This window comes from Ramlibacter sp. GCM10027632 (assembly GCF_042675325.1).
Lineage (GTDB): Bacteria > Pseudomonadota > Gammaproteobacteria > Burkholderiales > Burkholderiaceae_C > Ramlibacter.
Map to the genome: position 1 here is coordinate 89,256 of NZ_JBHTGW010000004.1, position 23,994 is coordinate 113,249.

Sequence of the window (23,994 nt, forward strand, 5' to 3'; positions counted from 1 at the left end):
GTCTCAAGGCGAATCCCCGCATGATGAGAAAAAAGCTGCCTGCGTCCCGAGCAGTGCGGTCGCCTGAGCCGTCCTGGCGAGCCTCCGCCGTCGCGCTCGCCACCGCCCTGACCTTCGGGTTCGCGGCTGTCGATGCCCACGCCCTGGCGCTGGGCCGGGTCACGGTCCAGTCCACCCTCGGCGAGCCCCTGCGCGCCGAGATCGAGATCCCGCAGATCACCGCCGAGGAGGCCGCCAGCCTGCGCGCAGCCGCCGGCTCGGCCGAAGCCTTCCGCGCCGCCGGCGTCGAGCGCAGCGCCGCCCTGGCCGACCTGCAAGTCACACTCCAGCAACGCCCCAACGGCAGCTATGTGCTGCGCCTGTCCACCACCCGCGCCGTTTCCGAGCCCTTCGTCGACCTCGTCCTCGAAGCCACCTGGTCCGCCGGCCGCCTGGTGCGTGACTACACCCTGCTGTTCGACCCGCCGGCCACCCGCCAGGCCGCGCCCCAGGCCCCCGCGCCGCTGGCCCCGCAGGTCGGCACCGCCACCGCGCCCGGTTCGGTGCCTGCACCCGCCGCACCCGCCAGCCCGGCGCAGGCTGCCGCCCCGGCCCCCGGCTCGCGTGTGCCCGCCGCCGCCTCCGCCGCTGCGCCGGCGGAAGGCGGCCGTGTCACCGTGCGCGCCGGCGACACCGCCGCGCGCATCGCCGCCAGCCGCAAGCCGCCCACCGTCTCTCTCGACCAGATGCTGCTGGCGATGCTGCGCGCCAACCCGCAGGCCTTCTCCGGCGGCAACGTCAACCGCCTCAAGGCGGGCGCCGTGCTGGACCTGCCCAGCGAGTCGCAGGCCGCGGCCATCCCCTCGGGCGAGGCCCGCCAGGCCATCGTCGCCCAGAGCCGGGACTTCAACGAGTTCCGCCGCCGCCTCGCCGAGAGCACCACCACGGCCCCGCCGGCCCAGGCCCCCAGCCGCGAGGCCTCCGGCAAGGTCGAGGCCCAGGTGCAGGAAAAGCGCGCCACCGAGCCCACGCCCGATCGGCTCACGCTCTCCAAGGGCTCGGTCGAAGGCCGTGTCGACCCCAAGGCCGCCGAGGAGCGTATCGCCCGCGAGCGCGCCGCCCAGGACGCCGCCACCCGCATCGCAGAACTGAACAAGAACATCGCCGAGCTGAACCGCCTGGGCGCCGCGTCGACCGGCCCCGGTACGGGCGCGTCGGCTCCTGGCGTCGGCGTGCCGGCGGCTGCCCTGCCCGCCTCGGCCCCCGCCGCGGACGCCGCCGCCAGCGCCGCGCCCGCCCCCCCCGCCCCGGAAGCCACGGCCCTGCCGGCGCCGGTGGCCTCGGCCCCGGCCAGCGCCCCGGCGTCTGCCGCAAGGCCGGCCTCGAAGCCCGAGACGGCCGACAGCCCCAGCTTCCTCGACAGCCTGCTCGAGAACCCGATCATTCCCGCCGCCGCGGCCGGCCTCATCGCCGCCCTGGCGGCCCTCGTCGTCGCGCTGCGGCGCCGCAACGCCACCGGCGTCGACGACAGCGCCTTCATCGAAAGCCGCCTGCAGGCCGACTCCTTCTTCGGCGGCAGCGGCGGCCAGCGCATCGACACCGCGGAAGGCCCGGGCGGCCCCGGCAGCTCGATGGTCTACTCCCCCAGCCAGCTCGACGCGGCCGGCGACGTCGACCCGGTCGCCGAGGCGGACGTCTACCTCGCCTACGGCCGCGACCTGCAGGCCGAGGAGATCCTCAAGGAAGCCCTGCGCGCCAACCCGCAGCGCCTGGCCATCCACGTCAAGCTGCTCGAGATCTACGCCAAACGCCAGGACGCCCACGCCTTCGAGGACCTGGCCCGCGATGCCCGCGCCCTCACCCAGGGCCGCGGCCCCGAGTGGAACCACATCGCCAACCTCGGCCAGGACCTGGACCCGTCCAACCTGCTGTACCAGCCCGCCGACTGGCTCTCCACCAGCGCCAGCGACACGCAGGCCGAGGGCCCGGACACCTTCGCCGGCGACAGCACCGGCCCGTCCACCGAGCCGCAGGCCCGCCCTGGCGACGAAGCCGCCATCGACACCGCGGCCGGCCGCCCGCTGGACCTGAACCTCGACGAGATCGACCTCGACCTGCCCGCCCTGCAGCCGGTGCAGGCCACGGCTACGACCGCTCCCGCCGCGCCCCGCCTGCCCGAACCGCTGCCGGCCGACGACGACGAGCTCGCGCCCCTGCCCCCGGTGGCCGAGGCCCCCGCCCCGGCCGCGCCGCCGCTGCCGCAGGCGCTGATGGACCTGGACCTGAACATTCCCTCGTTCACGCCCGCCGCACCGGCCCAGGCGCCGGTTGCGCCGGCAGCCGCTGCCACGGCGGCGCCCTCCGAGGCGGCTGCGGCGCGCCCGGCCCCGCCCTCCGGCGGCATGATCGACTTCGACCTCTCCGGCATCTCGCTGGACCTGGACCCGCCGCCCCGGCACACCGGCCCGGTCGCCTCGACCCCGACGGCGCCGCCGGAGGACGAAGCCGGCGACCCGCTCGCCACCAAGCTCGCCCTGGCCGAGGAGTGCGCCACCATCGGCGACACCTACGGCGCCCGCGCCCTCGCTTCCGAGGTGCTGGCCGAGGCCTCGGGTGAATTGCGCCAGCGGGCCCAGCGCCTGCTGGACGAGCTCGGTTGACCGCCGCCACGCCCGCCCACCTGGACTCCGCGGGCCGTCCCCTCCAACGCTGGGCGCTGGGCGTGAGCTACAGCGGCCAGGGCTATGCCGGCTGGCAGAGCCAGCCTTCGGGCAATACCGTGCAGGACAAGCTCGAAGCGGCGCTCGCGCAGTTCGCGGCGCAGCCCGTGTCCACCGTCTGCGCCGGCCGCACCGACGCCGGCGTCCACGGCCTCATGCAGGTGGTGCACTTCGACACGCCGCTCACGCGCGAGCCCTTCTCCTGGGTGCGCGGGACCAACCGCTTCCTGCCGCCGGACATCGCGGTGCAGTGGGCCCAGCCGGTGCCGCATGAATTCCACTCGCGCGCCAGCGCCACGGGGCGGCGCTATGCCTATGTGCTGCTCGAGTCGGCGGTGCGGCCCAGTGTGGATGCCGGCCGCGCCGGCTGGATCTTCCGGCCGCTGGACCAGCAGGCCATGCTGCAGGCCGCGGCCCACCTCCTGGGCGAGCACGACTTCACCAGCTTCCGGGCCTCGGAGTGCCAGGCCCGCACGCCGGTCAAGGACATGCGCCGCATCGACATCACCCGCCGCGGCGCCTACTGGCGCTTCGAGTTCGAGGCCGACGCCTTCCTGCACCACATGATCCGCAACATCATGGGCTGCCTGGTCGTCGTGGGCCAGGGCCTGCAGCCGCCCGACTGGATGCGGCAGGTGCGCGAGGCCCGCAGCCGCGACGCCGCGGCGCCGACCTTCTCGCCCGACGGGCTGTACTTCCTGGGACCGGTCTACGACGAGCGCTGGGGATTGCCCAGCCGCACCGCCGCCTATGATTGGCTCCCATGACCCGCACCCGCCTCAAGATCTGCGGCCTGACGCGCGAGCAGGACGTTGATGCCGCCGTCGCCGCCGGCGCCGACGCCGTCGGCTTCGTCCTGTACGAGAAAAGCGCCCGCTACGTCACGCCCCAGCGCGCCGCCGAACTGGCGCGGCGCCTGCCGCCCTTCGTGACCCCGGTGCTGCTGTTCGTGAACGCCCCGCTGGACAGCGTGCGCGCCGCCTGCGAACGCGTGCCCGACGCCCTGCTCCAATTCCACGGCGACGAGTCGCCTGCCGCCTGCGAGGCAGCCGGCCGCCCCTTCATGCGCGCGGCCCGCATCCCCCTGGATCCGGCCGTGCCTTTCGATTTGCTAGCATTCGCCTCTGAGTTCTCCGGCGCCCAGGCCATCCTGCTCGACGCCCATGTCGAGGGCTTCGGCGGCGCCGGCAAGGCATTCGATTGGTCACGCATTCCAACAAACGTCAACGCTCACCTCGTCTTGTCTGGTGGGTTGACACCTGCAAATGTGGGCGATGGCATCGCCCAGGTGCGGCCACGCGCGCTTTCGCTGGCCGTTGACGTGAGCTCCGGCGTCGAGGCCTCCAAGGGCCTCAAGGACGCCGACAAGATTTTCCAGTTCGTCGCCGCCGTGCGCGCCGCCGACGAACGCCTTGCAGGACCCGCATCATGATCGCCTATGACCAACCCGATGCCGCCGGCCACTTCGGCATCTTCGGCGGCAGCTTCGTCAGCGAGACGCTGACCCATGCCATCGCCGAACTGCGCGAGGCCTACGCCCGTTACCAGAACGACCCCGAGTTCCTCGCCGAATTCCAGTACGAGCTGAAGCACTTCGTCGGCCGCCCCTCCCCCATCTACCACGCGGCCCGCATGAGCCGTGAAATGGGCGGCGCCCAGATCTACCTCAAGCGCGAGGACCTGAACCACACCGGCGCCCACAAGATCAACAACGTGATCGGCCAGGCCATGCTCGCCAAGCGCATGGGCAAGCCCCGCGTGATCGCCGAGACCGGCGCCGGCCAGCACGGCGTGGCCACGGCCACCATCTGCGCCCGCTACGGCCTGGAGTGCGTGGTCTACATGGGCGCCGAAGACGTCAAGCGCCAGAGCCCCAACGTCTACCGCATGAAGCTGCTGGGCGCCACCGTGGTGCCGGTGGAACTGGGCTCGCGCACCCTGAAGGACGCCCTCAACGAGGCCATGCGTGACTGGGTCACCAACGTCGAGAACACCTTCTACATCATCGGCACCGTGGCCGGCCCGCACCCCTACCCGATGATGGTGCGCGACTTCCAGAGCGTGATCGGCAAGGAGGCCATCGAGCAGATGCCCGAGATGGCCGGCCGCCAGCCCGACGCCGTCATCGCCTGCGTGGGCGGCGGCAGCAACGCCATGGGCATCTTCCACCCCTACATCCCCTTCGAGGGCACGCGCCTGATCGGCGTGGAAGCCGCCGGCGAGGGCCTGGACACGCCGCGCCACTCGGCCTCGCTGCAGAAGGGCCACCCCGGCGTGCTGCATGGCAACCGCACCTACGTGCTGCAGGACGACAACGGCCAGATCACCGAGACCCACAGCGTCTCCGCCGGCCTGGACTACCCCGGCGTCGGTCCCGAGCATGCCTTCCTCAAGGACATCGGCCGCGCCGAGTACGTCGGCATCACCGACGCCGAGGCGCTGGACGCCTTCCACTACCTGTGCCGCACCGAGGGCATCATCCCCGCCCTCGAGTCCAGCCATGCCGTAGCCTACGCGATGAAGCTGGCCAAGACCCTGAAGCCCGACCAGCACATCCTGGTGAACCTGTCCGGGCGCGGCGACAAGGACATCGGCACCGTGGCCGACCTGTCCAACGCCGATTTCTATTGCCGCCCCTCCTGCCGGGGCCAGAGCGTCAAGGGCGAAGTGCGTCCCGTGGAGTTCAAGTCGTGAGCCGCATCGCCAAGACCTTCGAGAAGCTGAAAAGCGAAGGCCGCAAAGCCCTCATTCCCTACGTCACCAGCGGCTTCCCCTACGCCGACATCACGCCCGCCCTCATGCAGGGCATGGCCGATGCCGGCTGCGACGTGATCGAACTGGGCGTGCCCTTCTCCGACCCCATGGCCGACGGCCCCGTGATCCAGAAGGCCGGCGAGCGCGCCCTGGCCCAGGGCGTGGGCATGGCCCAGGTGCTGGCGGCGGTGAAGGCCTTCCGCCAGGGCAACGACAGCACGCCGGTGGTCCTCATGGGCTATGCCAACCCGGTCGAGGCCTATGACATCAAGCACGGCAAGGGCGGCTTCATCCGCGACTGCGCCGCCGCCGGCGTCGACGGCCTGCTGATCGTGGATTACCCGCCCGAGGAGTGCGAGCAGTTCGCCGCCGACCTGCGCGCCCACGGCATGGACCTGATCTTCCTGCTGGCCCCCACCAGCACCGACGCCCGCATGCAGCAGGTGGCCCGCGTGGCCAGCGGCTACGTCTACTACGTCTCGCTCAAGGGCGTGACCGGCGCCGGCCACCTGGACACGGGCGCTGTCGAACAGATGCTGCCCCGCATCCGCCAGCATGTGCACATCCCGGTCGGCGTGGGCTTCGGCATCCGCGATGCCGCGACGGCCCAGGCCATCGGCAAGGTGGCCGACGCCGTGGTGATCGGCACCAAGCTGATCCAGGTGATCGAGAACGAACCGCGCGAGCGCGTGGTGCCGGCGGCGGCCGACTTCCTGCGCGGCATCCGCCAGGCGCTCGACGCATAAAATCCCGGGTTAACCCCGCACCAAGGAACACCCCATGTCCTGGCTCGAGAAACTCCTGCCCCCCAAGATCCAGCCCACCGACCCGACCGAGCGCCGCAGCGTGCCCGAAGGCCTGTGGATCAAGTGCCCGAGCTGCGAGACGGTCTTGTACAAGACCGACCTGGAGCAGAACCAGAACGTCTGCCCCACCTGCACCCACCACCACCGCATCGGCGCGCGCGCGCGCCTCGACGCCTTCCTCGACGCCGAGGGCCGCTACGAGATCGGCCAGGAAGTGGTGCCGGTCGACGCCCTGAAATTCAAGGACAGCCGCAAGTACCCCGAGCGCCTCAAGGAGGCCATGGACAACACCGGCGAGACCGACGCCCTGGTGGTCATGGGCGGCGCGGTCCACAGCATCCCGCTGGTGGCCGCGTGCTTCGAGTTCGACTTCATGGGCGGCAGCATGGGCTCGGTCGTGGGCGAGCGCTTCGTGCGCGGCGTCGAGTCGGCCATCGAGCAGAAGGTGCCGTTCCTGTGCTTCACCGCCACCGGCGGCGCGCGCATGCAGGAAGGCCTGCTCTCGCTGATGCAGATGGCCAAGACCAACGCGGCCCTCACCCGCCTGGCCAAGAAGGGCCTGCCGTACATCAGCGTGCTGACCGACCCCACCATGGGCGGCGTCAGCGCCGGCTTCGCCTTCGTGGGCGACATCGTGATCGCCGAGCCCAAGGCCCTGATCGGCTTTGCCGGCCCGCGCGTGATCGAGTCCACCGTGCGCGTGAAGCTGCCCGAGGGCTTCCAGCGCGCCGAGTTCCTGCAGGAAAAGGGCGCGGTCGATTTCATCTGCGACCGCCGCGAGCTGCGCAAGACCGTCGCCAGCGCGCTGGCCATGCTGCAGCGGCAGCCGGCGGACGCGGTGAGCTGAGCCCCCGGCACGGCGCACACCGCACATGAAAACGGCCTCCCGCGCGGAGGCCGTTTTTCATGGCGCCGGAGGGCGCGGACGCGTGCCGCCCGCCCCTCAGAGCACCGACGCCTGCAGGGCGGCCAGCATGATCCCCGCGACCTGCAGCAGCAGCAGCAGCACCAGCGGCGACAGGTCGATCCCGCCCACCAGGGGAATCACGCGGCGGAACGGGCGCAGCAGCGGCGCGCACAGGCGCTCGATGATGTCTGCCACCAGCGAGTCGGAACGCACCCACGACAGCAGCACCGCCACGATCACCAGGCCGGTGAGCGAGGAGATCACCAGCCGCGCCAGCCCGAACAGCGCCAGCAGCGGCAGCACCGCGGCGGACTCGCGGGCGCCGAGCAGGCCCCACAGCAGCGCCATGTGCAGCAACTCGATCAGCCAGGCCCCCACGAGGCTGGCGGTGTCGATGCGGCCCAGCGCAGGCAGCACGCGCCGCAGCGGCAGCACCAGCCAGTCGGTCAGCGCGAAGACGAAGCGGCCCACCGGGTTGCCGAAGGGGATGCGCTGGTGCTGCATGTACAGCCGCAGCAGGCAGGCGCCTCCGAGGAGGCCGGCAGCCACATCGAGCAACAGGGAGATGATCTGGAACAGCATGTCACGAGGGAGGATTGAGGCTCGTGGGATGATAGCGGCCCGCCCTGCCCGACGACCGCGTGACTTCGCCCCCGACCCTGCACGACCTGCCGCTGTTCCCCCTGGGGACGGTGCTGTTTCCCGGCGGCCTGCTGCCGCTTCGCATCTTCGAGGTCCGCTACCTGGACATGATCCGCCGCTGCCAGGCGGCGGGCACGCCGTTCGGCGTGGTCTGCCTCACGCAGGGCCACGAGGTGCGGCAGGCCGGCGCGCCGCAGGAGCGCTTCGCCGAAGTGGGCACGCTGGCCCGCCTGCTCGAAGTGGAGGCGCCGCAGCCCGGGCTGCTGATGATCCGCGCCGAGGGCCTGCAGCGTTTCCGCCTGCGGCGCAGCGGGCAGTTGAAGCACGGACTGTGGGTCGGCGACGCCGAGCTGCTGCCCGACGACCTGCCCGTGCCGGTGCCCGACGACCTGAAGGACACCGGCCTCGCCCTGGCGCAGGTGCTCGAACGCCTGCGCGCGCAGGCGGCCCGCGCCGGCGCCCTGTCCCCGGTGGCCGAGCCCTGGCACCTGGAGGACTGCGGGTGGGTGGCGAACCGCTGGTGCGAGCTGCTGCCGCTGGCGCCGGCGCTCAAGCAGCAGCTGCTGGAGCTGGACACGCCGCTGCTGCGGCTGGAGCTGGTCGGGGATGTGCTCTCACGCCACGGGCAGGCGGGCGACTGAACGCGCCGGCCACGCCGGGCTGAGAGGCTGAGCGCGCCTACCGCGCCTGGTACTCCGGCACATACCCCCGCAGCCAGGCGCGGATGTGCGCCTCGGTCGGCGCCGGGCCGGCCTCCTCGACCCAGCGCTCCACCTGCGCCAGGTCCAGCGTCTGCAGGCCCGAGGCGCGGGCCACCCGCAGCTTGGGATGCGGCGTGGGCACGGTGGTCTCGTCGTCGGCGAGCAGCTCCTCGTACAGCTTCTCGCCCGGGCGCAGGCCGCTGTAGGTGATGGGGATCTCGTCCTCGGTGTGGCCGGACAGGCGAATCAGCATGCGCGCGAGTTCGGCGATCTTCACCGGCTCGCCCATGTCCAGCACGAAGATCTGACCCGACTGCCCCATCAGCCCCGCCTGCAGCACCAGCTGCGCCGCCTCGGGGATGGTCATGAAGTAGCGCACGATGTCCGGGTGCGTCACCGTGACCGGGCCACCCTTGGCGATCTGCGCGGTGAACAGGGGCACCACCGAGCCGCTGGAGCCCAGCACGTTGCCGAAGCGCACCGAGACGTACTGCGTGCCGGTGTACTGCGCGGCGACGCCCTGCACCACGAGCTCCGCGAGGCGCTTGCTCGCGCCCATGATGTTGGTCGGGTTGACCGCCTTGTCGGTGGAGATCATGACGAAGCGGCGCACGCCGCACTCGCCCGCCACGCGCGCCGCGTTGAGCGTGCCCAGCACGTTGGTGCGCAGGGCCTCGACTTCATTGAGCTGCTCCATCAGCGGCACGTGCTTGTAGGCGGCGGCATGGAACATCACCGTGGGCTCGTTCGCCTGCACGATGGCGCGCAGGCGCGCGGCCTCGCGCACGTTGGCGGTGTAGTAGGCGCCCCGCATCTGCGGGTGCGCACCGCGCAGCTCCTGCTCCAGGGCGTAGATGGCGTACTCGGAGACGTCCACGCACACCAGCTTGGCCGCGCCCAGGCGGGCGATCTGGCGGCACAGCTCGGAGCCGATGGAGCCGCCCGCGCCGGTGACCAGCACGGTCTGGCCGGAGATCATCTCGGACAGGCCCTGCACGTCCAGCTGCACGGGGTCGCGCCCGAGCAGGTCCTCCAGCTCGATCTTGCGCGGCGCATTGCCGTCGGCGGCGAGCCACTGGTCCGGGCGCGGCAGCGTGAGCAGGGTCAGGCGGGCCATGTTGACCCCGAGCAGCGCGTCGCGCCGCGCCGGCGAGCCGGGCGGGCTGGCCACCAGGGCGGTGCTGGCGCCCTCGTCGGCGCAGATCTCGGCGAGCTCCCCCAGGGTGCCGAGCACGCGCAGGTCCTGCAGCGTGCGGCCGACCTCGGCGGGGTCCGGCGAGGCGATGCCCACCGGCTCCCACTGCTGCGAGCCGCGCAGCGCGCGCAGGGCCTCGGCGGCGTCGTCCAGCGAGCCCACGATCAGCAGCCGGCGCCCGCCGGTGCTGTGGTACCGGCGCTCCTGGCGCGAGCGCCAGACGGCGCGCGCGCCGGCCATGAGCAGCAGGGCCACCAGGGGCTGCAGCAGCAGCACCGAGCGCGGGAAATTCGGCAGGCGCAGCATCAGCACCGCGGCCGCCGTCACCACGCCGCCCACCACCACGGCCTGGGCCAGCTGCTGCAGCTCGCGCAGGCCGGCGAAGCGCCACACCTGCCGGTGCACGTGGAAGAACACCAGGGCGCCGGCGTACAGGGCCAGCGGCAGGGGCGCGGCCGCCACCGCCAGCGACTCGAACTCGGCGGGAACCTCGAAGTTGAAGCGCAGCCAGAAGGCGGCCAGCCAGGCCACCCCCACCAGCAGCAGGTCGGTCGCCAGGACGGCGAGCGTGTGCTTACGAAACAGCATGGGTCTCCAGGGCGGCCGCGTCCTGCGCCAGCAGGCGGCGCAGGTGGCCGATGACGCGCTCGATCTGCGCGTCGGTCATGTTGGAGCCGGAAGGCAGGCACAGGCCGCTGTCGAACAGGCGGGCCGAGACATCGTCGCCTTCGGCATGGGGGAAGTACGGCGCGCCCGCGAACAGGGGCTGCAGGTGCATCGGCTTCCACACCGGGCGGGCCTCGATCGCGTGGCGCTCCAGCGCCCGCAGCAGGCGGTCGCGGCGGGCCTGGGCGCCGGCGCCGGCCAGGGCGAAGCAGGTGAGCCAGCGGGTGGCGCGGTGCCCCTGCGGCTCGGGCATCCACTGCACCTCGGGGTGGTCGGCCAGCGCCGCGCGGTAGGTGTCGAAGACGTGGCGGCGCTGGTCCACGCGCTGGTCCAGCACCTGGAGCTGGCCCCGGCCGATGCCGGCGAGCACGTTGCTCATTCGGTAGTTGAAGCCCATCTCCACATGCTCGTAGTGGGCGGCGGGCTCGCGCGCCTGCGTGGCGAGCTTGCGGGCATGGGCCATCAGGCCGGCGTCGGCCGACACCAGCATGCCGCCGCCCGAGGTGGTGATGATCTTGTTGCCGTTGAACGAGAAGACGCCGATGCGCCCGAAGGTGCCGCTGGGGCGGCCCTGGTAGGTCGCGCCCAGGGACTCGGCGGCGTCTTCCAGCACGGGCACGCCGTAGCGGTCGCAGATCGGCATCAGGGCGTCCATGTCCGCGCTCTGGCCGTACAGGTTCACGATGACCACCGCCTTGGGCAGCCGGCCCTCGGCCTTCGCCCATTCGAAGGCGCGCTCCAGCGCCGCGGGCGACATGTTCCAGGTCTGCGGCTCGGAGTCGATGAAGACCGGCTTCGCGCCGCAGTACAGGATCGGGTTGGCGCTGGCGACGAAGGTCAGCGAGGAGCAGAACACGGTGTCGCCGGGCTTCACGCCGAGCAGCACCAGGCCCAGGTGGAGGGCGGCGGTGCCCGAGCTCACGGCCGCGGCATGGCCGCCGCCGAGGTAGGCGGCGATCTCGCGCTCGAAGCCGTCCACGTGCGGGCCCAGCGGCGCGATCCAGTTGGTGCGGAAGGCCTCCTCGACGAAGGCGGTCTCCTCCTCGCCCAGGTGCGGCGAGGAGAGCCACACGCGCTGCGAGAGCTCGCGGCGCATCACCAGGTCCACCGGGCGGCCGGCGGCGTCGACCACGGGGACATGGTCGATCTGGTGCTTGTCCAGGAGCGCGAGGGCGGCGGCGGTGCCGGCCTCGGCGTCGAGGGTGATGGGGGTGCCGGCGGGCAGCTGGGACAGCGGCGCGGTCTCGGCCACATGGGCCAGGGCGGCGCGGCGCAGGTCGCCGTCGGTGACGGTGCGCAGCAGCGTGCCGTCGTCGCGCAGCACGAGCAGCACGCCGCAGGCGGTGGCATCGAGGCGGGCCAGCGCGTCGCGCACGCTCAGGGTGGGCGGCACGCACAGCGCCGCGAACTGGTCGGCGGTCATGGAATCCTCCGGGCGGGAACGCCGACCCAGGTGCCGGCCTCCGTGATGTCTTGGGTGACGACCGCGCCGGCGCCGACGGTGGCGCCATCGCACACCGCCACGCCGGGCAGCAGGCGGGCGCCAGCGCCCACCAGCACGCCCTCGCCCACCGTCACCGCGCCGGCGAGGCTGGCGCCGGGGGCGATGTGGGTGAAGGCGCCGACGCGCACGTCGTGGTCGACGACGGCGCCGTGGTTGACGATGACGCCGGCCGCCAGGCGCGCCAGCGGCGCGACCACCGCCTGCGCGGCGACGAAGCAGCCGGGGCCGATCTCGGCATGGGGCGAGACGCTGGCCTGCGGGTGGACGACGCTGGCGAGGCGGGCCAGGCCCGCGGCCTCGCCCTCGCGGCGTCGGGCGGCGTTGTCGCCGATGGCCACGTGCACCGGGCCGCCGGGACCGGCGGACGCCAGGGCCGGCTCGCGCGCCACCAGCGGCACGCCGGGCAGCAGCTCGCCGCCGGCGCGGGCCGGGTCGCGGTCGCTGGCGGCGACGCCGGGCCAGGCGGCCTGGCGCAGCGCCGCATCGGCGACCACGCGGGCGTGGCCGCCGGCGCCCAGGATCAGCAGGCTCGGCACGGCGTCTTTCTCTCGCTAGTAGGTATTGGTCTTTTCGAGCAGGGCCGGGTCCAGCGGCAGGCTGGCCAGCAGGCCCGCGATGCGCGCGGCGGCCTGCCCGTCCCCGTAGGGATTGTCCCATGCGCCCCGGCCCAGGGCCCGCACGCGGGCCAGGCCTTCGGCCAGCGCGGCGGGCTGCGCCGCGGCGTCGACCACGTTGGGCGCGCGCTCGCGCAGGCGCTGGCGGTCGCCCACGTTCAGCACCGGCGTGCCGAAGGTGGCGGCCTCGATGATGCCGGCCGAGGAATTGCCCGCCAGCAGCTCGCAGTGGGCCATGGCGGCCACGAACAGCGGACGCGGCAGGTGGGTGACGCGGCGCGAGCCGGCCGGCAGCGTGGCGGCGTCCAGGGCCGCGAGCACGCCCAGCGCGCCGGCGTCGGCATTGGGCTCCAGCCAGACCAGGGGCAGCCCGGTCGCGGCAAGCGCGCCGGCCAGGGCCGCGGCCTGGCGCTGGGCATCGGCCGCCTGCTGCACCACGGGGTGGAAGGCGACCAGGATGAAGCGGGCATCGGCCGCCAGGCCCAGCGCCTGCAGGCAGTCGGCGCGCGGCATGGCGCCGAGCTCGCGCAGGCCGTCCAGCCCCGGCGCGCCGGTGACGTGGATCCGGGCCGGGTCCTCGCCCATGGCGATCAGGCGTTCGCGCGAGCCGGGGGTGGCGACGAAGTGGTGCGTGGCGAGCTTGCTGATCGCGTGGCGCACCGGCTCGTCCACCGTGCCGGAGCGCTCGCCGCCGTGCAGGTGCACGCAGGGGATGCCCAGGTGCAGGGCGGCGATGGCGCCGGCCAGCATCTCGCCGCGGTCGCCCAGGAGCAGCAGCAGGTCGGGCTTCAGGCGGGCCAGGTGTCCGGTCACGCCCTTGAGGCAGTCGGCAATGCCCAGGGACATGCTCTCGCCGGTGCGGGTGCGCATGTCCAGCGGGATCTCGCCGGCGATGGCGAAGCCGGCGGCGCGGATCTCGTCGACGGTGCGGCCATGCTCGGGGCTCAGGTGCATGCCGGTGACCAGCACCTGCAGCGACAGGCCCGGCGTGGCGGCGACGCGCGCCAGCGTGGCGCGCATGAGGCCGAAGTCGGCCCGCGTGCCGGAGAGGTAGACGACGCGCCGCATCGGGGAGGTCACGCCCCGTCCCCGCGTTCGAGCTGCGCCCACTGCAGCACCGTCATCGCCGGGATGGCCTCGCGCGCGACGGCGCCGACCACCAGGCCGAGGTCGCGCGGCGCGATGCCGGTGGCGGGGCGGCGGCAGACCAGCATGTCGGCGGTGATCTGCGCGCCGGCCGGGATGTCGCGGGCCGCGGCCACGCTGCGGCGGGCGACGCGGGCCGTGTCGCGCTCGGCGGCGGTGGGCTCCTTCACCGCCACGCCGCGCATGGCGGCGACGCGGCGGATGCCGGCCACCATCTGGCCGAAGGGGCCGGGCTCCAGCGAGGCCGCATGGTCGGGGCCAGGCAGCGTGCGGTCCAGGGTGATGTGCTTCTCGATGACGGCCGCGCCCAGGGCCACGGCGGCCAGCGCGGCCTCGATGCCTTCGCTGTGGTCGGAGTAGCCGAGGGTGACGCCCAGGTCCTGCTGCATCCGCGGGATGGCGGCGAGGTTCAGGGCCTCGTCGGGCGCCGGGTAGGCCGAGGTGCAGTGGAACACCGTGACCTCGCCCAGGTCGCCGCGCACCGCGCGCACCCAGTCCAGCGCCTCGCGGATCTCGTCCATCGTGGCCATGCCGGTGGACAGCAGCAGCGGCAGGCCGGTGCGGGCGGCGTGCTCGACGAGCGCGCGGTGCGTCAGCTCGCCGGAGGACAGCTTGAGGCGGCGCACGCCCAGGCGCACCAGCAGGTCCACCGCGTCCACCGAGAACGGGGTGGAGAAGAACTCGATGCCGATGGCGTCGCAGTGGGCCTTGATGGCGCGGTGCTGGTCCTCGGACAGCTCCAGCGCCTCGAGCATGGCGTACTGGTCCTGCGCCCCGGTCTGCCTCTGCTGGTACTGGGCAGTGGGCGCGCCGGGGACCACCAGGTCCCGGGCGCGGAAGGTCTGGAACTTCACCGCGTCGGCGCCGGCGGCGCGGGCGGCGTCGCACAGGCGCAGGGCCAGGGACAGGTCGCCGTTGTGGTTGACGCCGGCCTCGGCGATGACGAAGGTGCGATCAGTCACGGGATCCTCCGGCGTGGCGCGCATGGAGCCACTGGGCGTATTCGAAATCCTCGAGGTCGTCCACGTCCACCGACTTCCAGCGCGGCATCACGTAGGGCGCGATCGGCACGCTCCACAGGCCGCGCACCGCCGCCTGGGCCAGCGCGGCGCGCTGCCAGACGTAGATCGCGCCGTTGAGGGCGTACACCGCCGGCATGTCCTGGCGGCGCGCGCCGCCCGCGCCCTTGCTCAGCGTGACCAGGCCATCGGCCTGCTGCTCGACGAGGTTGAAGTAGGGGTTGTCGCGGGCCTCGCAGACGCTGACCACCAGCGGGGCGCGGTCCTTCAGGGCCAGCGCCGCGGCGATGTCCGAGGCCTCGCGCAGCGGCGAGGTCGGCTGCAGGTCGACCACGGTGTCGATCACCTGGCCCTGGGCCTCGAGGTGGCGCACCAGGTGCTCGATGACGGGCAGCTTGCCCGCCTCGTCGGTGGCGAGTTCGGCGGGACGCCGGTAGGGGACGATCGCGCCGGCGGCGCGGGCTGCATCGGCGATGGCCTCGTCGTCGGTGGAGACGTAGACGCCGGCGATGCCCGGGCAGGCCAGGGCCTGGGTGATGGAGCGGGCAATCAGCGGCTGGCCTGCGAAGTCACGGATGTTCTTGCCGGGAAGGCCCTTGCTGCCGCCGCGGGCGCAGACCGTGGCGATGGTGACGCCGGTCACAGCGCGAGGAAGCGCCGCAGCATGCGAAGGCCCGCATCCGCGCTGCGCTCGGGGTGGAACTGGCAACCATAGAGGTTGTCGCGGTGGATCGCGGCGCAGATGCGGCGACCGTCGTAGTCGACATCCGCCAGGCGCACGGCCTCGTCGACCGGGTGGCCGGAGAAGGAGTGCACGAAGTACACGCGCTCGCCAGGCGTGGCGTCGGCCAGGATGGTGCCCTGCCACTCGCCCGCGGCCTGCAGCGGCCGCCAGCCGATGTGGGGCACGCGGTGCGGCGCGCCGTCGGCGCCGGTGGCCGGCACGGCCAGCACGCGGCCCGCCACCAGGCCGAGGCCGGCATGCTCGCCCATCTCCTCGCTGGCGTCGAACATCATCTGCATGCCGACGCAGATGCCCAGGAAGGGCCGGCCGGTCTGGGCGAAGCGACTGACGAGATCGTCGAAGCCGCGGGCCTTCAGCTCGCGCATGCCGTCGCCGAAGGCGCCGACGCCGGGGAGGATCAGGCGCTCGGCGTTCGCATCGTCGGCGCTCGCCTTGTCGATCACCTTCACCGCGGCGCCGCAATGCTCGAGGGCGCGAACCGTGTTCAGCAGGTTGCCGATGCCATAGTCGATCAGCGTGACGGGCGTACTCATTCCGGCGTTCCTTCGCGCACGTCCAGCCCCGCGGCGCGCGCGTGCTGCTTGATCTCGGCCAGGGTCATGCGCGTCCAGTGCAGGGCGTCGGCCACCGCGATGCCGGAGACGCCGGTGGGCGCGATGGCCGCCATGTCCGCGGCCTGGCCGAAGCCGCCGCTGGCGGTCACCGGCACGTTCACCGCGTCGCAGACCTGCTGCACCAGCGGGATGTCGAAGCCCTTGCGCGTGCCTTCCTGGTCCACCGAGGTGAGCAGGATCTCGCCGGCGCCGCGGTCCACGGCCTCCTTGACCCACTGCACCACGTCCTTGCCGGTGCGCTCGCGGCCGTTGTCGGTGTAGGCCTCCCAGCGGCCCTCGCCCTGGCGCTTGGCTTCGACGCCCAGCACCATGCACTGCGCGCCGTAGCGGTTGGCGACCTCGGTGATCAGCCCGGGGCGGGCAATGGCGGCGGTGTTGATCGCCACCTTGTCGGCGCCCGAATGCATCAGGGTGCTCACGTTGTCCAGCGAGCGGATGCCGCCGCCGACCGTGATGGGCACGTAGACCTGGTTGGCCGCGCGCTTGATGATGTCGGTGAGGTTGTTGCGCTGGTAGAGGCTGGCGACGATGTCGATGAACAGGAGTTCGTCGGCGCCCTCGCGGTAGTAGCGCAGGGCGTGCTCGTGCGGGTCGCCGACCACGCGCAGGCCTTCGAGGTGGATCCCCTTGATCAGGTTCGGACCCTTGATGTCCAGCCTCGCGATGATCCGGGCGTGCCGCATGCCGTGCGCGCCCTTCAGCCTTGCTGCCAGACGGTGGAACGCAGCTTCCACTCGCCGCCTTCGCGCGTCCACAGGTGGGGCGAGCGGAAGGTGTCGGCCAGGCGCATGAAGTAGTCGCGGTCCATGATCGGCTGCTCGAACATCTTGGTGGCCTGCGGGAATTCCTTGGCCGGGATGCTCAGGTACTGGAAGATTTCCTCGGCGAAGCGCTCGGGGAATTCGCCGTCGTAGCGGCGCACCAGGGCCACGCCCTCGTCACGGGTGATGTCGCCGGAGCGGATCTCCTGCGCCGCGTCATACGTGGCCCGGCCGATGCCGAACTTGGTGAACGTGGTGTAGTAGTGGAAGTCGTCGATGCGGTCGTCGATGCTGTTGTACTTGCTGTACGTGCCCGGCGTGCGCTCCGGCGAGGCCTCGAAGCCGCCGTGTTCCACCGCGTAGTAGTAGCAGCTTTGCGGGTGCCACTTCAGGTAGTAGCCCAGGTAGTGCACCTCGACGTTCTTGCGCTCGATCTCGGCGGGGTTGGCCGGCAGGTAGGGCAGCAGGTCCTGCTCCTCGAGGCCGTAGTCCTCGTACAGGCTCTTGACCGAGGTGCCGCCCAGGAAGATCTTGGACTTGTCGTTGGCGGTGAAGTACGACCAGTCACGCTTGGCGCTGGTGGTGTCGCCGATCGGGTTGCCGTACTCGGCCTCGTTCTCGCCGTAGATGACAAAGGGGATGTCGTGCAGCAGCGCCATCTTGGGCGCCAGCGACTTCTGGCCGAAGATGAAGGGCTGGAACGGGTGGAACAGGTTCTCCACCGCCAGGCGCGTGAGCAGGCGGTGCACCCGGCCGTTGGGCGTGGTCAGCTCGTTGTCGAAGCCGGCGTGCAGCCAGGACTGGAAGTTCTTCCAGCCCCAGGGCGTGTAGATGTGGGGCGCCCAGGTCACCGTCAGCGGGTGCATGCCGAAGCGGGTCTTGAGGACGTGCGAGGCGTAGAAGCTGTCCTTGCCGCCCGAGCCGGGGACCAGGCAGTCGTAGCCGCTCTTGCTGCGGAACTTGTCGCACAGCGCGGCGAGCTGGTCCTCGCGCTCCTTCCAGTTGATGGTGCCCTGCTTCTGCTCGGCGAAGCGGCAGGCATCGCAGATGCCTTCTTCGTCGAAGTTGATGGTGGCCTTCTTGCTCGCCTTGGTGTGCTCGTATTCCACCGCCGAGTTCGGGCGCTGGTTGGAGATCACGCAGCGCTTGCAGAAATGCACGTACCGGGGCAGGCCGTACTTGATGTCCGCATCGTCTTCGGACTTGTCGAACGCGGCGAGGTCGACCTTCGCGGGTTGGGGAATGAGCGACATGGGAGGAGGAAAAGAAAGGGGGCGCCCGCGGCTGGGGCGCAACCCCGGGATTATAGAAATTCGGCCACGACCCCGGCCACGCGCCGGGTGGCGCAGGCGTCGCCGGCCGCGGCCTCGCGCCGGCCCAGGCGGGTGCAGCGGTCCACGGCCTGGACGAGGCCCTCCACCGGCGCCACCTGGTCGGCGATGCCGAAGCGGCCCAGGGGCATGGCCTCGTCGAAGACCGAGCCGCTCACCTGCACCAGCCGGGCGCCGGCCAGGTGGCCTTCCAGGCCGACGGTGGACGTGAGCGTGACCACCGCGTCCACCGCATGCAGCAGGGGCGCCAGCGGCCAGTCCTGCCCGGTCAGGCGGACCTGGGGCGAGTCGGGCAGCGGCGGCGGCGCGTCGCCGGCGCGGGGGCGCACGCACAGCACGGCGTCGGGGTTCAGGGCCACCCAATCGAGCAGCGCCTCGCGGGCGCGATCGGGCAGCGTGGGGTCGCCAGGGCGGCCGTCGAACGGGTGCAGCGCAGGCTCGGCCTGCTCGGGCCACAGCACCACGCGGCGGCCCTCCCAGCCCTGGGCGCGGCGAAGCTCGGCGCCGGCCTGGACCTGGGCCGCATCGTTCAGGCGGTCGAAGGCGGGGTTGCCGGTGACGCGGATCTCCTCGGGCCGGCGGCCGGCGGCCACCAGGAAGCGGCGCACTTCCTCATTGAGCACGCAGACGGCGTCGGCATACCCGGGCTGGCCGATCCAGCGCACCTCGTCGACGGCGAACAGGTCCACCAGGCACACCGAGGGGATGCCCAGGGTGCCGGCGGCGGCGATGGCGGCGCGCTCGGCGCGGGGCGAGTTGGTGGCGAAGACCACGTCGGGCCGGACCTCGCCGACGATGCGTTCCAGCAGCTTCAGGGGCAGGAAGGCCTGGCGGCCGTCGCGGGCGTAGCGGCGGGCGGCTTCCTCGGCGCCGACCGCGTCCTCGAGCTCGGCATACGACAGGCCCAGGTAGGCGGCGGTCTCGTCGGGGTCGGCCACCTGACCCATCGCAGCGCACAGGCGCCGGCCGTGTTCCAGGGCGCGCTCGTCGCCGGGGCGCACGAAATCCTTCACCTGCAGCAGAGGCAGGCCCGCCTCGCGGATCACGCCGGCGGCGGTGGTCAGGCCCAGCACCTGGACCTCGGCCAGGCCCTGGTCACGCAGGGCGCGCGCCACCGGCACGACCATCTTCACGTGGCCGCTGCCGTAGCAGGCGAACAGCACCTTCTTCATGCCGCTCAGGCCCCCGCCTGGTCGGCCCACAGCGCCAGGGCCACCACGGCGCGCAGCTCGCGGGTGAAGTTGGCGGCGCCGTCGCGGTGCCGCTCCAGCATCGAGGCCACGGCCTCGGGGCGGAACAGGCGCGCCACCAGGTCGCTGCCCGCCAGCGTGCGCTGCAGCCAGTCGTAGCTTTCCTTGCGGAACCACTCGCCCACCGGCACGGTGAACATCTGCTTCTTGCGGTAGGCCAGGTCCTGGCCAATGAGCGGGGTGACGGCCTTCTTGTACCAGTGCTTCTTGTCGCCCTCGGCAGAGAGCTTGGTGCGGCCGCGGGAGCGGAAGGCCAGCTCCATCATCCGCCAGTCCAGGAACGGGGTGCGCGCCTCGATGGAGACGGCCATGCCCATGCGGTCCGGCTTGACCAGGTTGTTGCCCGAGAGCAGCAGCTGCATGTCCAGGTACAGGGCCTGGTTGATGCGGTCGAAGTGGGCGGCCTCGTCGAACCAGGGGCGGGCCGCGGCCTCCAGGCTGTCGATGCCGGCCAGCTGCGCGGCCACCTCGGGGCGGTACAGCGCGGCGCGGGCCTGCGGCGTGAACAGCGAGATGGAGTCGAAATAGCGCTGGCGGAAGCTGGCGTCGTCCAGGGCGTCGACGCCGGGCTGGGCGAAGAAGGCCTCGTACTTCTCGTAGCCGGCGAAGAGCTCGTCGCCGCCGTCGCCGGTGAGGACCACCTTCACGTGCTTCGCGGCCAGCTCGCTCACGCGCAGCGTGGGCATGAAGGAGGCGTCGCCATGCGGCTGGTCCAGGTGGTGCAGCACCAGGGGCCAGCGATCGAGCATGTTCAGCTCGGCGATCTCCATGGTGTGGTCGCAGCCGAAGCGCCTGGCGGCATCGGCGGCGAAGGGCGACTCGTCGAAGCGCGGGTCGGCGAAGCCGATGCAGAAGGTCTTGACCGGCTGCTGCACATGGCGCGCCATCAGGGCCACGATGGTGCTGGAGTCCACGCCGCCGGAGAGGAAGGCGCCCCAGGGCACGTCGGCGCGCAGGCGGATGCGGGTGGCGTCGTCGAGGATGGAGAGGAACTCCTCGGACCAGGCGCCGAAATCGTGGTCCTGCTCGCGCTGGTCGGCGAGGTTCCACCAGCGCTGCGCCTGCACGCCGGCGCGGGTGAACTTCATCCAGGTGCCCGGCATCACGTGCTTCACGCCCTGCCAGATGGTCCAGGGCGCGGGGATGTAGTTGAAGGCCAGGTAGTGGTGCACCGCCTCCAGGTCGACCTGGGGCCGGGCCATCGCCGGCAGCAGGGCCTTGATCTCGGAGCCGAAGGCCACGCGCGCGCCGTCGTCGTGCAGGTACAGCGGCTTGACGCCGATGCGGTCGCGCGCGAGGTACATGGCATCCTCGCGCGCGTCGTCGATGGCGATGGCGAACATGCCGTTCAGGCGCTTCAGGCAGGCGATGCCCTCGCGCTCGTACAGCCGCAGGATCACCTCGGTGTCGGAGTGCGTGTCCAGGCGCACGCCCTGGGCGCGCAGTTCGGCGGCCAGCTCGACGTGGTTGAAGATCTCGCCGTTCTGGACGACGGCGATGCGGCCGTCATCCGAGACGAAGGGCTGGTGGCCGCCGGCCAGGTCGATGATGGACAGGCGCCGGTTGCCCACCGCCACGCCGCGCTGCGGCTGGTGCCACACGCCCTCGTCGTCCGGGCCGCGGTGCACGATGCTGCGGGCCATGGCGGTCAGCGTGGCCGCGTCCAGCGCCTGCGAGCGGCGGTCCCAGTAGCCGAAGATGCCGCACATATCAGTTGCTCCCCTTGCCCGTCAGGCGGCCCGCTGTCCACAGCATGATCTTGAGGTCCATCAGGACCGAGTGCTCGCGCACGTACTGCAGGTCCAGCGCCAGGCGCTGGGCCTCGGTGGCCTCCGAGCGCAGCAGGGCCTGGGCCAGGCCGGTCACGCCGGGACGCACGCTGCAGCGGGCGGCCCAGTCGGCCTCGGTGTAGAGGGCGCGCTGCGCGGGCACGTCGGGCCGCGGGCCGACCAGGCTCATGTCGCCGGCCAGCACATTCAGCAGCTGCGGCAGCTCGTCGAGGCTGGTGCGTCGGATGAAGCGGCCGGTGCGCGTGATGCGCGGGTCGTTGGCGCTGGTGTGGTACGGGCCGATGGCGGCCGCGTTCTTCACCATGCTGCGGAACTTGTACATGCCGAACTCACGCCCGCCCCGGCCCACGCGGACCTGGCGGAACAGGATGGGACGGCCGTCCTCCAGCCATACCGCGATCGCAGTGCCCACGAGCAGGGGCGAGAGGGCCACGAGCGCCGCCAGCGACAGCGCGATGTCCAGCAGCCGCTTCATCGCGCGGCGGCCGCGATGCCGGCGGCGATCTCGCGGATGCGGGCCGCGGTGGCCTGGGCGTCGGCCGCGATCTGGGCGGCGCCGCGGGCGGCCAGCGAGCGCTCGGCCTCGCGCAGGGCGGCAACCTCGGTCTCGAAGACGGCGTCGCTGTCCTCGCGGTGGAAGGTGCGCGAGAGGATCACGGCCTGCGACCCCAGGCGCAGGTGCTCGCCCAGTACGGCGCGCCCGGGCAGCAGGCCCTCGTCGAGGCGGGCGATGCCGCCGAAGCCGAAGCGCAGGCCCTGGGCGCGGGCCAGGCCGGCGATGGTGTCGAGGTGACCCGAGGCCAGGGGCTCGAACATGAAGCGCAGGCCCATGGACAGGTGCAGGTCGTTCAGGCCCACATAGACCTCCCACAGGCCGGGCGTGGCGATCCACTCCGGGGCCGAGGCCAGCGCGCCGGCGGTCTCCACCAGCGGCACGACCGGGCGGCGGCCGTCGACGATGCGGACGAACTCGCGCAGGGTGGCGGCGTCCTGGAAGATCGGGAGCATCAGCAGGTCGGCGCCCTGGGCGATGGCGCCATCGACCTCGGCCGGCGTGTCCGCGTTCAGCGGGTTGACGCGCACCATCAGGCGCGAGCGCGTCACGGCGGCGCGGATGCGGCCCACGTCCTCGAGGGTGTGGGTGCTGATGAAGGTGTTGCGCCCCGCCTGGCGTTCGGCCTTGCCGAGGCGCTCGAGGTCGACGAACAGGCGCATGCCGTCGAGGGCGTCGCAGCGGCGCGCGAGCGCGGGGTCGTTGGTGATCTGGATCAGGTCGAGCATGGCGGCGTCGGGCAACCCGCGATTATCGCCGCAGGGCCCGGCGCAGGCCGTGCTCGCCCGGCCAGGCCGCGGCCAGCACCGCGAGGGCCGCCGCCCCCGCCAGGGCGAAGCCCGCCGCCACGTGCCAGGCGGCCCAGGGTGCCAGCAGCGGCCGCAGCGCCGCCACCACGGCCAGGGCCGCCAGCGGCAGGGCCATGGCCCGCACCGGCAGGCAGGCCCGCCCTGTCCCGCCCAGGCCGGCGACCAGGGCGAGGGCGATGCCGGCGAAGACCGCATTGAGCGCCAGCATCAGCGCCGCGCCCTCGCGCGGGAGCACCGAGGCCGCTGCCAGCAGGCCGGCCAGCGCGATCGCATGGACCACCGCCGCCGGCCGCAGGCGCTGCTGCGAGGCGAGCACCGTGAGGGCCACGGCGGCCAGGGCCTGCGGCAGCAGCCCCCAGGCCGCCACCCGCCCCCACTCGGCGACCCGGGCCAGGGCCGCGGCGTCCATGCGGCCCCAGCCGAAAAGGAGCTGGGCCACCGCGTCGGCGCCCACCAGCAGGCCGGCGGCCGCGGCGCAGCCCAGGGCCCAGGCCAGGGTGAAGGCGTGGCGCACCGGGGCGCGGGAGGCCTCCTCCCGCAGGCCGCCGGCGACAGCCGCCGCGACGGCGGGGAAGGCCAGCGTGGCCACCAGCTGGATCGCCAGCATCAGGGGCAGTTCGACCAGCTTCCAGGCGTAGTTGAAGGCGGCCAGGGCGCCCTCCCCCTGCAGCGAGGCGAGGGAGCGGGCCGCGAAGGGCAGCGCCAGCGGCAGGCCGGCGCTGAGGGCGGCCCAGAGCCAGGCGCTCACCGGGAGGACGGCCGGCTCAGGCGCCGGCGCGGGCGAGACGCAGCGGCCCGCCCCGTCCGCCTGGGGCGCCGTCGCGGCGGCCCCGGCACCCCGGGAGCCAGCCCCCGCGCCCACGCGCCCGATCCGCAGCTGCTGCCACAGCAGCCGCAGCCCCATCGCCGCCATCAGCCCACCGCCCAGCCAGGCCACCGCCTGCCCGCCGGCCACCTGCCAGCCGGCCAGGCCGATGCCCGCGATCAGCGCCGCATTCACCACGAGGTTGGCGCCGTACAGGCCGACGAAATCCCGCTCATGCTGCAGGCGGGTGGCCCACAGGGCCGCCAGCAGCGCCAGCGGCAGCGCCGCCCCGCTCCAGGCCAGCCCGCCGGCGGCGGCCTGGGCCAGGGCCGGCGGAAGACCGCCGGCCAGCCACGCCACGACCTGCTCGCCGCCCAGCGCCAGCGCCAGCCCCGCGACGACCCCGCCCGCCAGCAGCACCCGCGCCACCCGCCGCTGGCTGCGCGCCACGGCGGCGGCGTCCCGCCCGGCCCAGGCCGGCACCAGCACATAGGCCAGCGCGCCGCTGGCGGCCACGCCGGTGAGCCAGTCAGGCAGGGTGAGCAGGAGGACGGCCACGTCGGCCAGGCCCGAGGTGCCGAAGGCGGCGGCCTGCGCGGTCTCACGCGCCAGCCCCAGCAGGCGGCTGGCGAGCAGGAGGGCAAGGGAGAGCGCGCCAGCCTTCAGGAACATGCCGCGGATTA

22 protein-coding genes are annotated in these 23,994 nt (G+C 72.8%); 7 read left to right on the plus strand and 15 right to left on the minus strand.

The window, feature by feature from the left end; all coding sequences use genetic code 11:
- The first annotated feature begins 53 nt into the window (after positions 1 to 53).
- Genes ACFQZY_RS07885 through accD form a run of 6 tightly spaced genes read left to right on the plus strand, consistent with a single transcriptional unit; the run spans position 54 to position 7,106 of the window.
- The gene (locus ACFQZY_RS07885; RefSeq protein ID WP_377414765.1) at positions 54 to 2,639 is read left to right on the plus strand and encodes a FimV/HubP family polar landmark protein; all 2,586 of its coding nucleotides are present in this window, start codon (positions 54 to 56) and stop codon (positions 2,637 to 2,639) included.
- The gene (gene truA / locus ACFQZY_RS07890) at positions 2,636 to 3,466 is read left to right on the plus strand and encodes a tRNA pseudouridine(38-40) synthase TruA (protein ID WP_377414768.1); all 831 of its coding nucleotides are present in this window, start codon (positions 2,636 to 2,638) and stop codon (positions 3,464 to 3,466) included. Before ACFQZY_RS07885 ends, truA begins: the two co-directional genes overlap by 4 nt.
- Entirely contained in the window at positions 3,463 to 4,131 is a 669-nt protein-coding gene (locus ACFQZY_RS07895; RefSeq protein ID WP_377414771.1) for a phosphoribosylanthranilate isomerase, read from the plus strand. The genes truA and ACFQZY_RS07895 overlap by 4 nt, the downstream gene beginning before the upstream one ends.
- Positions 4,128 to 5,393, plus strand: a complete 1,266-nt coding sequence (gene trpB, locus ACFQZY_RS07900; protein ID WP_377414774.1) for a tryptophan synthase subunit beta — start codon at positions 4,128 to 4,130, stop codon at positions 5,391 to 5,393. Before ACFQZY_RS07895 ends, trpB begins: the two co-directional genes overlap by 4 nt.
- Entirely contained in the window at positions 5,390 to 6,199 is an 810-nt protein-coding gene (trpA, locus tag ACFQZY_RS07905) for a tryptophan synthase subunit alpha (RefSeq protein ID WP_377414777.1), read from the plus strand. Before trpB ends, trpA begins: the two co-directional genes overlap by 4 nt.
- 34 nt (positions 6,200 to 6,233) lie before the next feature.
- A complete protein-coding gene (gene accD, locus ACFQZY_RS07910) occupies positions 6,234 to 7,106 on the plus strand; it encodes an acetyl-CoA carboxylase, carboxyltransferase subunit beta (RefSeq protein WP_377414780.1) in 873 nt (290 codons plus the stop codon).
- A gap of 96 nt (positions 7,107 to 7,202) precedes the next feature.
- Here accD and ACFQZY_RS07915 read toward each other — a convergent pair whose 3' ends face one another.
- Positions 7,203 to 7,748: a YggT family protein gene (locus ACFQZY_RS07915; protein ID WP_377414783.1), complete on the minus strand. Its 546-nt coding sequence runs from the start codon at positions 7,746 to 7,748 to the stop codon at positions 7,203 to 7,205.
- 59 nt (positions 7,749 to 7,807) lie between these two features.
- On the opposite strand from ACFQZY_RS07915, the gene ACFQZY_RS07920 reads away from it, so the two are divergent.
- Positions 7,808 to 8,449 (plus strand): LON peptidase substrate-binding domain-containing protein, encoded by a 642-nt coding sequence (locus tag ACFQZY_RS07920; protein ID WP_377414786.1) that lies wholly within the window; start codon positions 7,808 to 7,810, stop codon positions 8,447 to 8,449.
- 37 nt (positions 8,450 to 8,486) lie between these two features.
- On the opposite strand, the gene ACFQZY_RS07925 is transcribed toward ACFQZY_RS07920, so the two are convergent.
- From ACFQZY_RS07925 to ACFQZY_RS07990, 14 genes are read right to left on the minus strand one after another with little or no spacing between them, the layout of a single operon-like run.
- Positions 8,487 to 10,292 carry a polysaccharide biosynthesis protein gene (locus ACFQZY_RS07925; protein ID WP_377414789.1) on the minus strand — a complete coding sequence of 602 codons (1,806 nt, stop codon included), beginning with the start codon at positions 10,290 to 10,292 and terminating at the stop codon, positions 8,487 to 8,489.
- A complete protein-coding gene (locus ACFQZY_RS07930) occupies positions 10,279 to 11,793 on the minus strand; it encodes an aminotransferase class I/II-fold pyridoxal phosphate-dependent enzyme (protein WP_377414792.1) in 1,515 nt (504 codons plus the stop codon). Before ACFQZY_RS07930 ends, ACFQZY_RS07925 begins: the two co-directional genes overlap by 14 nt.
- Entirely contained in the window at positions 11,790 to 12,410 is a 621-nt protein-coding gene (locus ACFQZY_RS07935) for an acetyltransferase (RefSeq protein ID WP_377414794.1), read from the minus strand. Before ACFQZY_RS07935 ends, ACFQZY_RS07930 begins: the two co-directional genes overlap by 4 nt.
- Before the next feature lie 15 nt (positions 12,411 to 12,425).
- Positions 12,426 to 13,568: a UDP-N-acetylglucosamine 2-epimerase gene (gene neuC, locus ACFQZY_RS07940; protein WP_377414797.1), complete on the minus strand. Its 1,143-nt coding sequence runs from the start codon at positions 13,566 to 13,568 to the stop codon at positions 12,426 to 12,428.
- Complete coding sequence (gene neuB, locus ACFQZY_RS07945; protein WP_377414800.1) at positions 13,565 to 14,596, minus strand: N-acetylneuraminate synthase; 1,032 nt, start codon at positions 14,594 to 14,596, stop codon at positions 13,565 to 13,567. Before neuB ends, neuC begins: the two co-directional genes overlap by 4 nt.
- The gene (locus ACFQZY_RS07950; protein ID WP_377414803.1) at positions 14,589 to 15,296 is read right to left on the minus strand and encodes an acylneuraminate cytidylyltransferase family protein; all 708 of its coding nucleotides are present in this window, start codon (positions 15,294 to 15,296) and stop codon (positions 14,589 to 14,591) included. Before ACFQZY_RS07950 ends, neuB begins: the two co-directional genes overlap by 8 nt.
- Positions 15,293 to 15,931 (minus strand): imidazole glycerol phosphate synthase subunit HisH, encoded by a 639-nt coding sequence (gene hisH, locus ACFQZY_RS07955; protein WP_377414806.1) that lies wholly within the window; start codon positions 15,929 to 15,931, stop codon positions 15,293 to 15,295. Before hisH ends, ACFQZY_RS07950 begins: the two co-directional genes overlap by 4 nt.
- Positions 15,928 to 16,695 carry an imidazole glycerol phosphate synthase subunit HisF gene (hisF, locus tag ACFQZY_RS07960; RefSeq protein ID WP_377414809.1) on the minus strand — a complete coding sequence of 256 codons (768 nt, stop codon included), beginning with the start codon at positions 16,693 to 16,695 and terminating at the stop codon, positions 15,928 to 15,930. The genes hisH and hisF overlap by 4 nt, the downstream gene beginning before the upstream one ends.
- 14 nt (positions 16,696 to 16,709) lie before the next feature.
- Positions 16,710 to 18,026 (minus strand): N-acetyl sugar amidotransferase, encoded by a 1,317-nt coding sequence (locus tag ACFQZY_RS07965; RefSeq protein ID WP_377414812.1) that lies wholly within the window; start codon positions 18,024 to 18,026, stop codon positions 16,710 to 16,712.
- A gap of 50 nt (positions 18,027 to 18,076) precedes the next feature.
- A complete protein-coding gene (locus ACFQZY_RS07970; RefSeq protein WP_377414815.1) occupies positions 18,077 to 19,276 on the minus strand; it encodes a UDP-glycosyltransferase in 1,200 nt (399 codons plus the stop codon).
- Positions 19,277 to 19,281: 5 nt separating this feature from the next.
- Positions 19,282 to 21,063: an asparagine synthase (glutamine-hydrolyzing) gene (gene asnB / locus ACFQZY_RS07975; protein WP_377414818.1), complete on the minus strand. Its 1,782-nt coding sequence runs from the start codon at positions 21,061 to 21,063 to the stop codon at positions 19,282 to 19,284.
- Between the two features lies 1 nt (position 21,064).
- The gene (locus ACFQZY_RS07980; protein ID WP_377414821.1) at positions 21,065 to 21,619 is read right to left on the minus strand and encodes a sugar transferase; all 555 of its coding nucleotides are present in this window, start codon (positions 21,617 to 21,619) and stop codon (positions 21,065 to 21,067) included.
- Positions 21,616 to 22,440: an aldolase/citrate lyase family protein gene (locus ACFQZY_RS07985; RefSeq protein ID WP_377414824.1), complete on the minus strand. Its 825-nt coding sequence runs from the start codon at positions 22,438 to 22,440 to the stop codon at positions 21,616 to 21,618. Before ACFQZY_RS07985 ends, ACFQZY_RS07980 begins: the two co-directional genes overlap by 4 nt.
- A gap of 7 nt (positions 22,441 to 22,447) precedes the next feature.
- Positions 22,448 to 23,983, minus strand: a complete 1,536-nt coding sequence (locus tag ACFQZY_RS07990; RefSeq protein ID WP_377414827.1) for a lipid II flippase MurJ — start codon at positions 23,981 to 23,983, stop codon at positions 22,448 to 22,450.
- Positions 23,984 to 23,994: the final 11 nt, after the last annotated feature.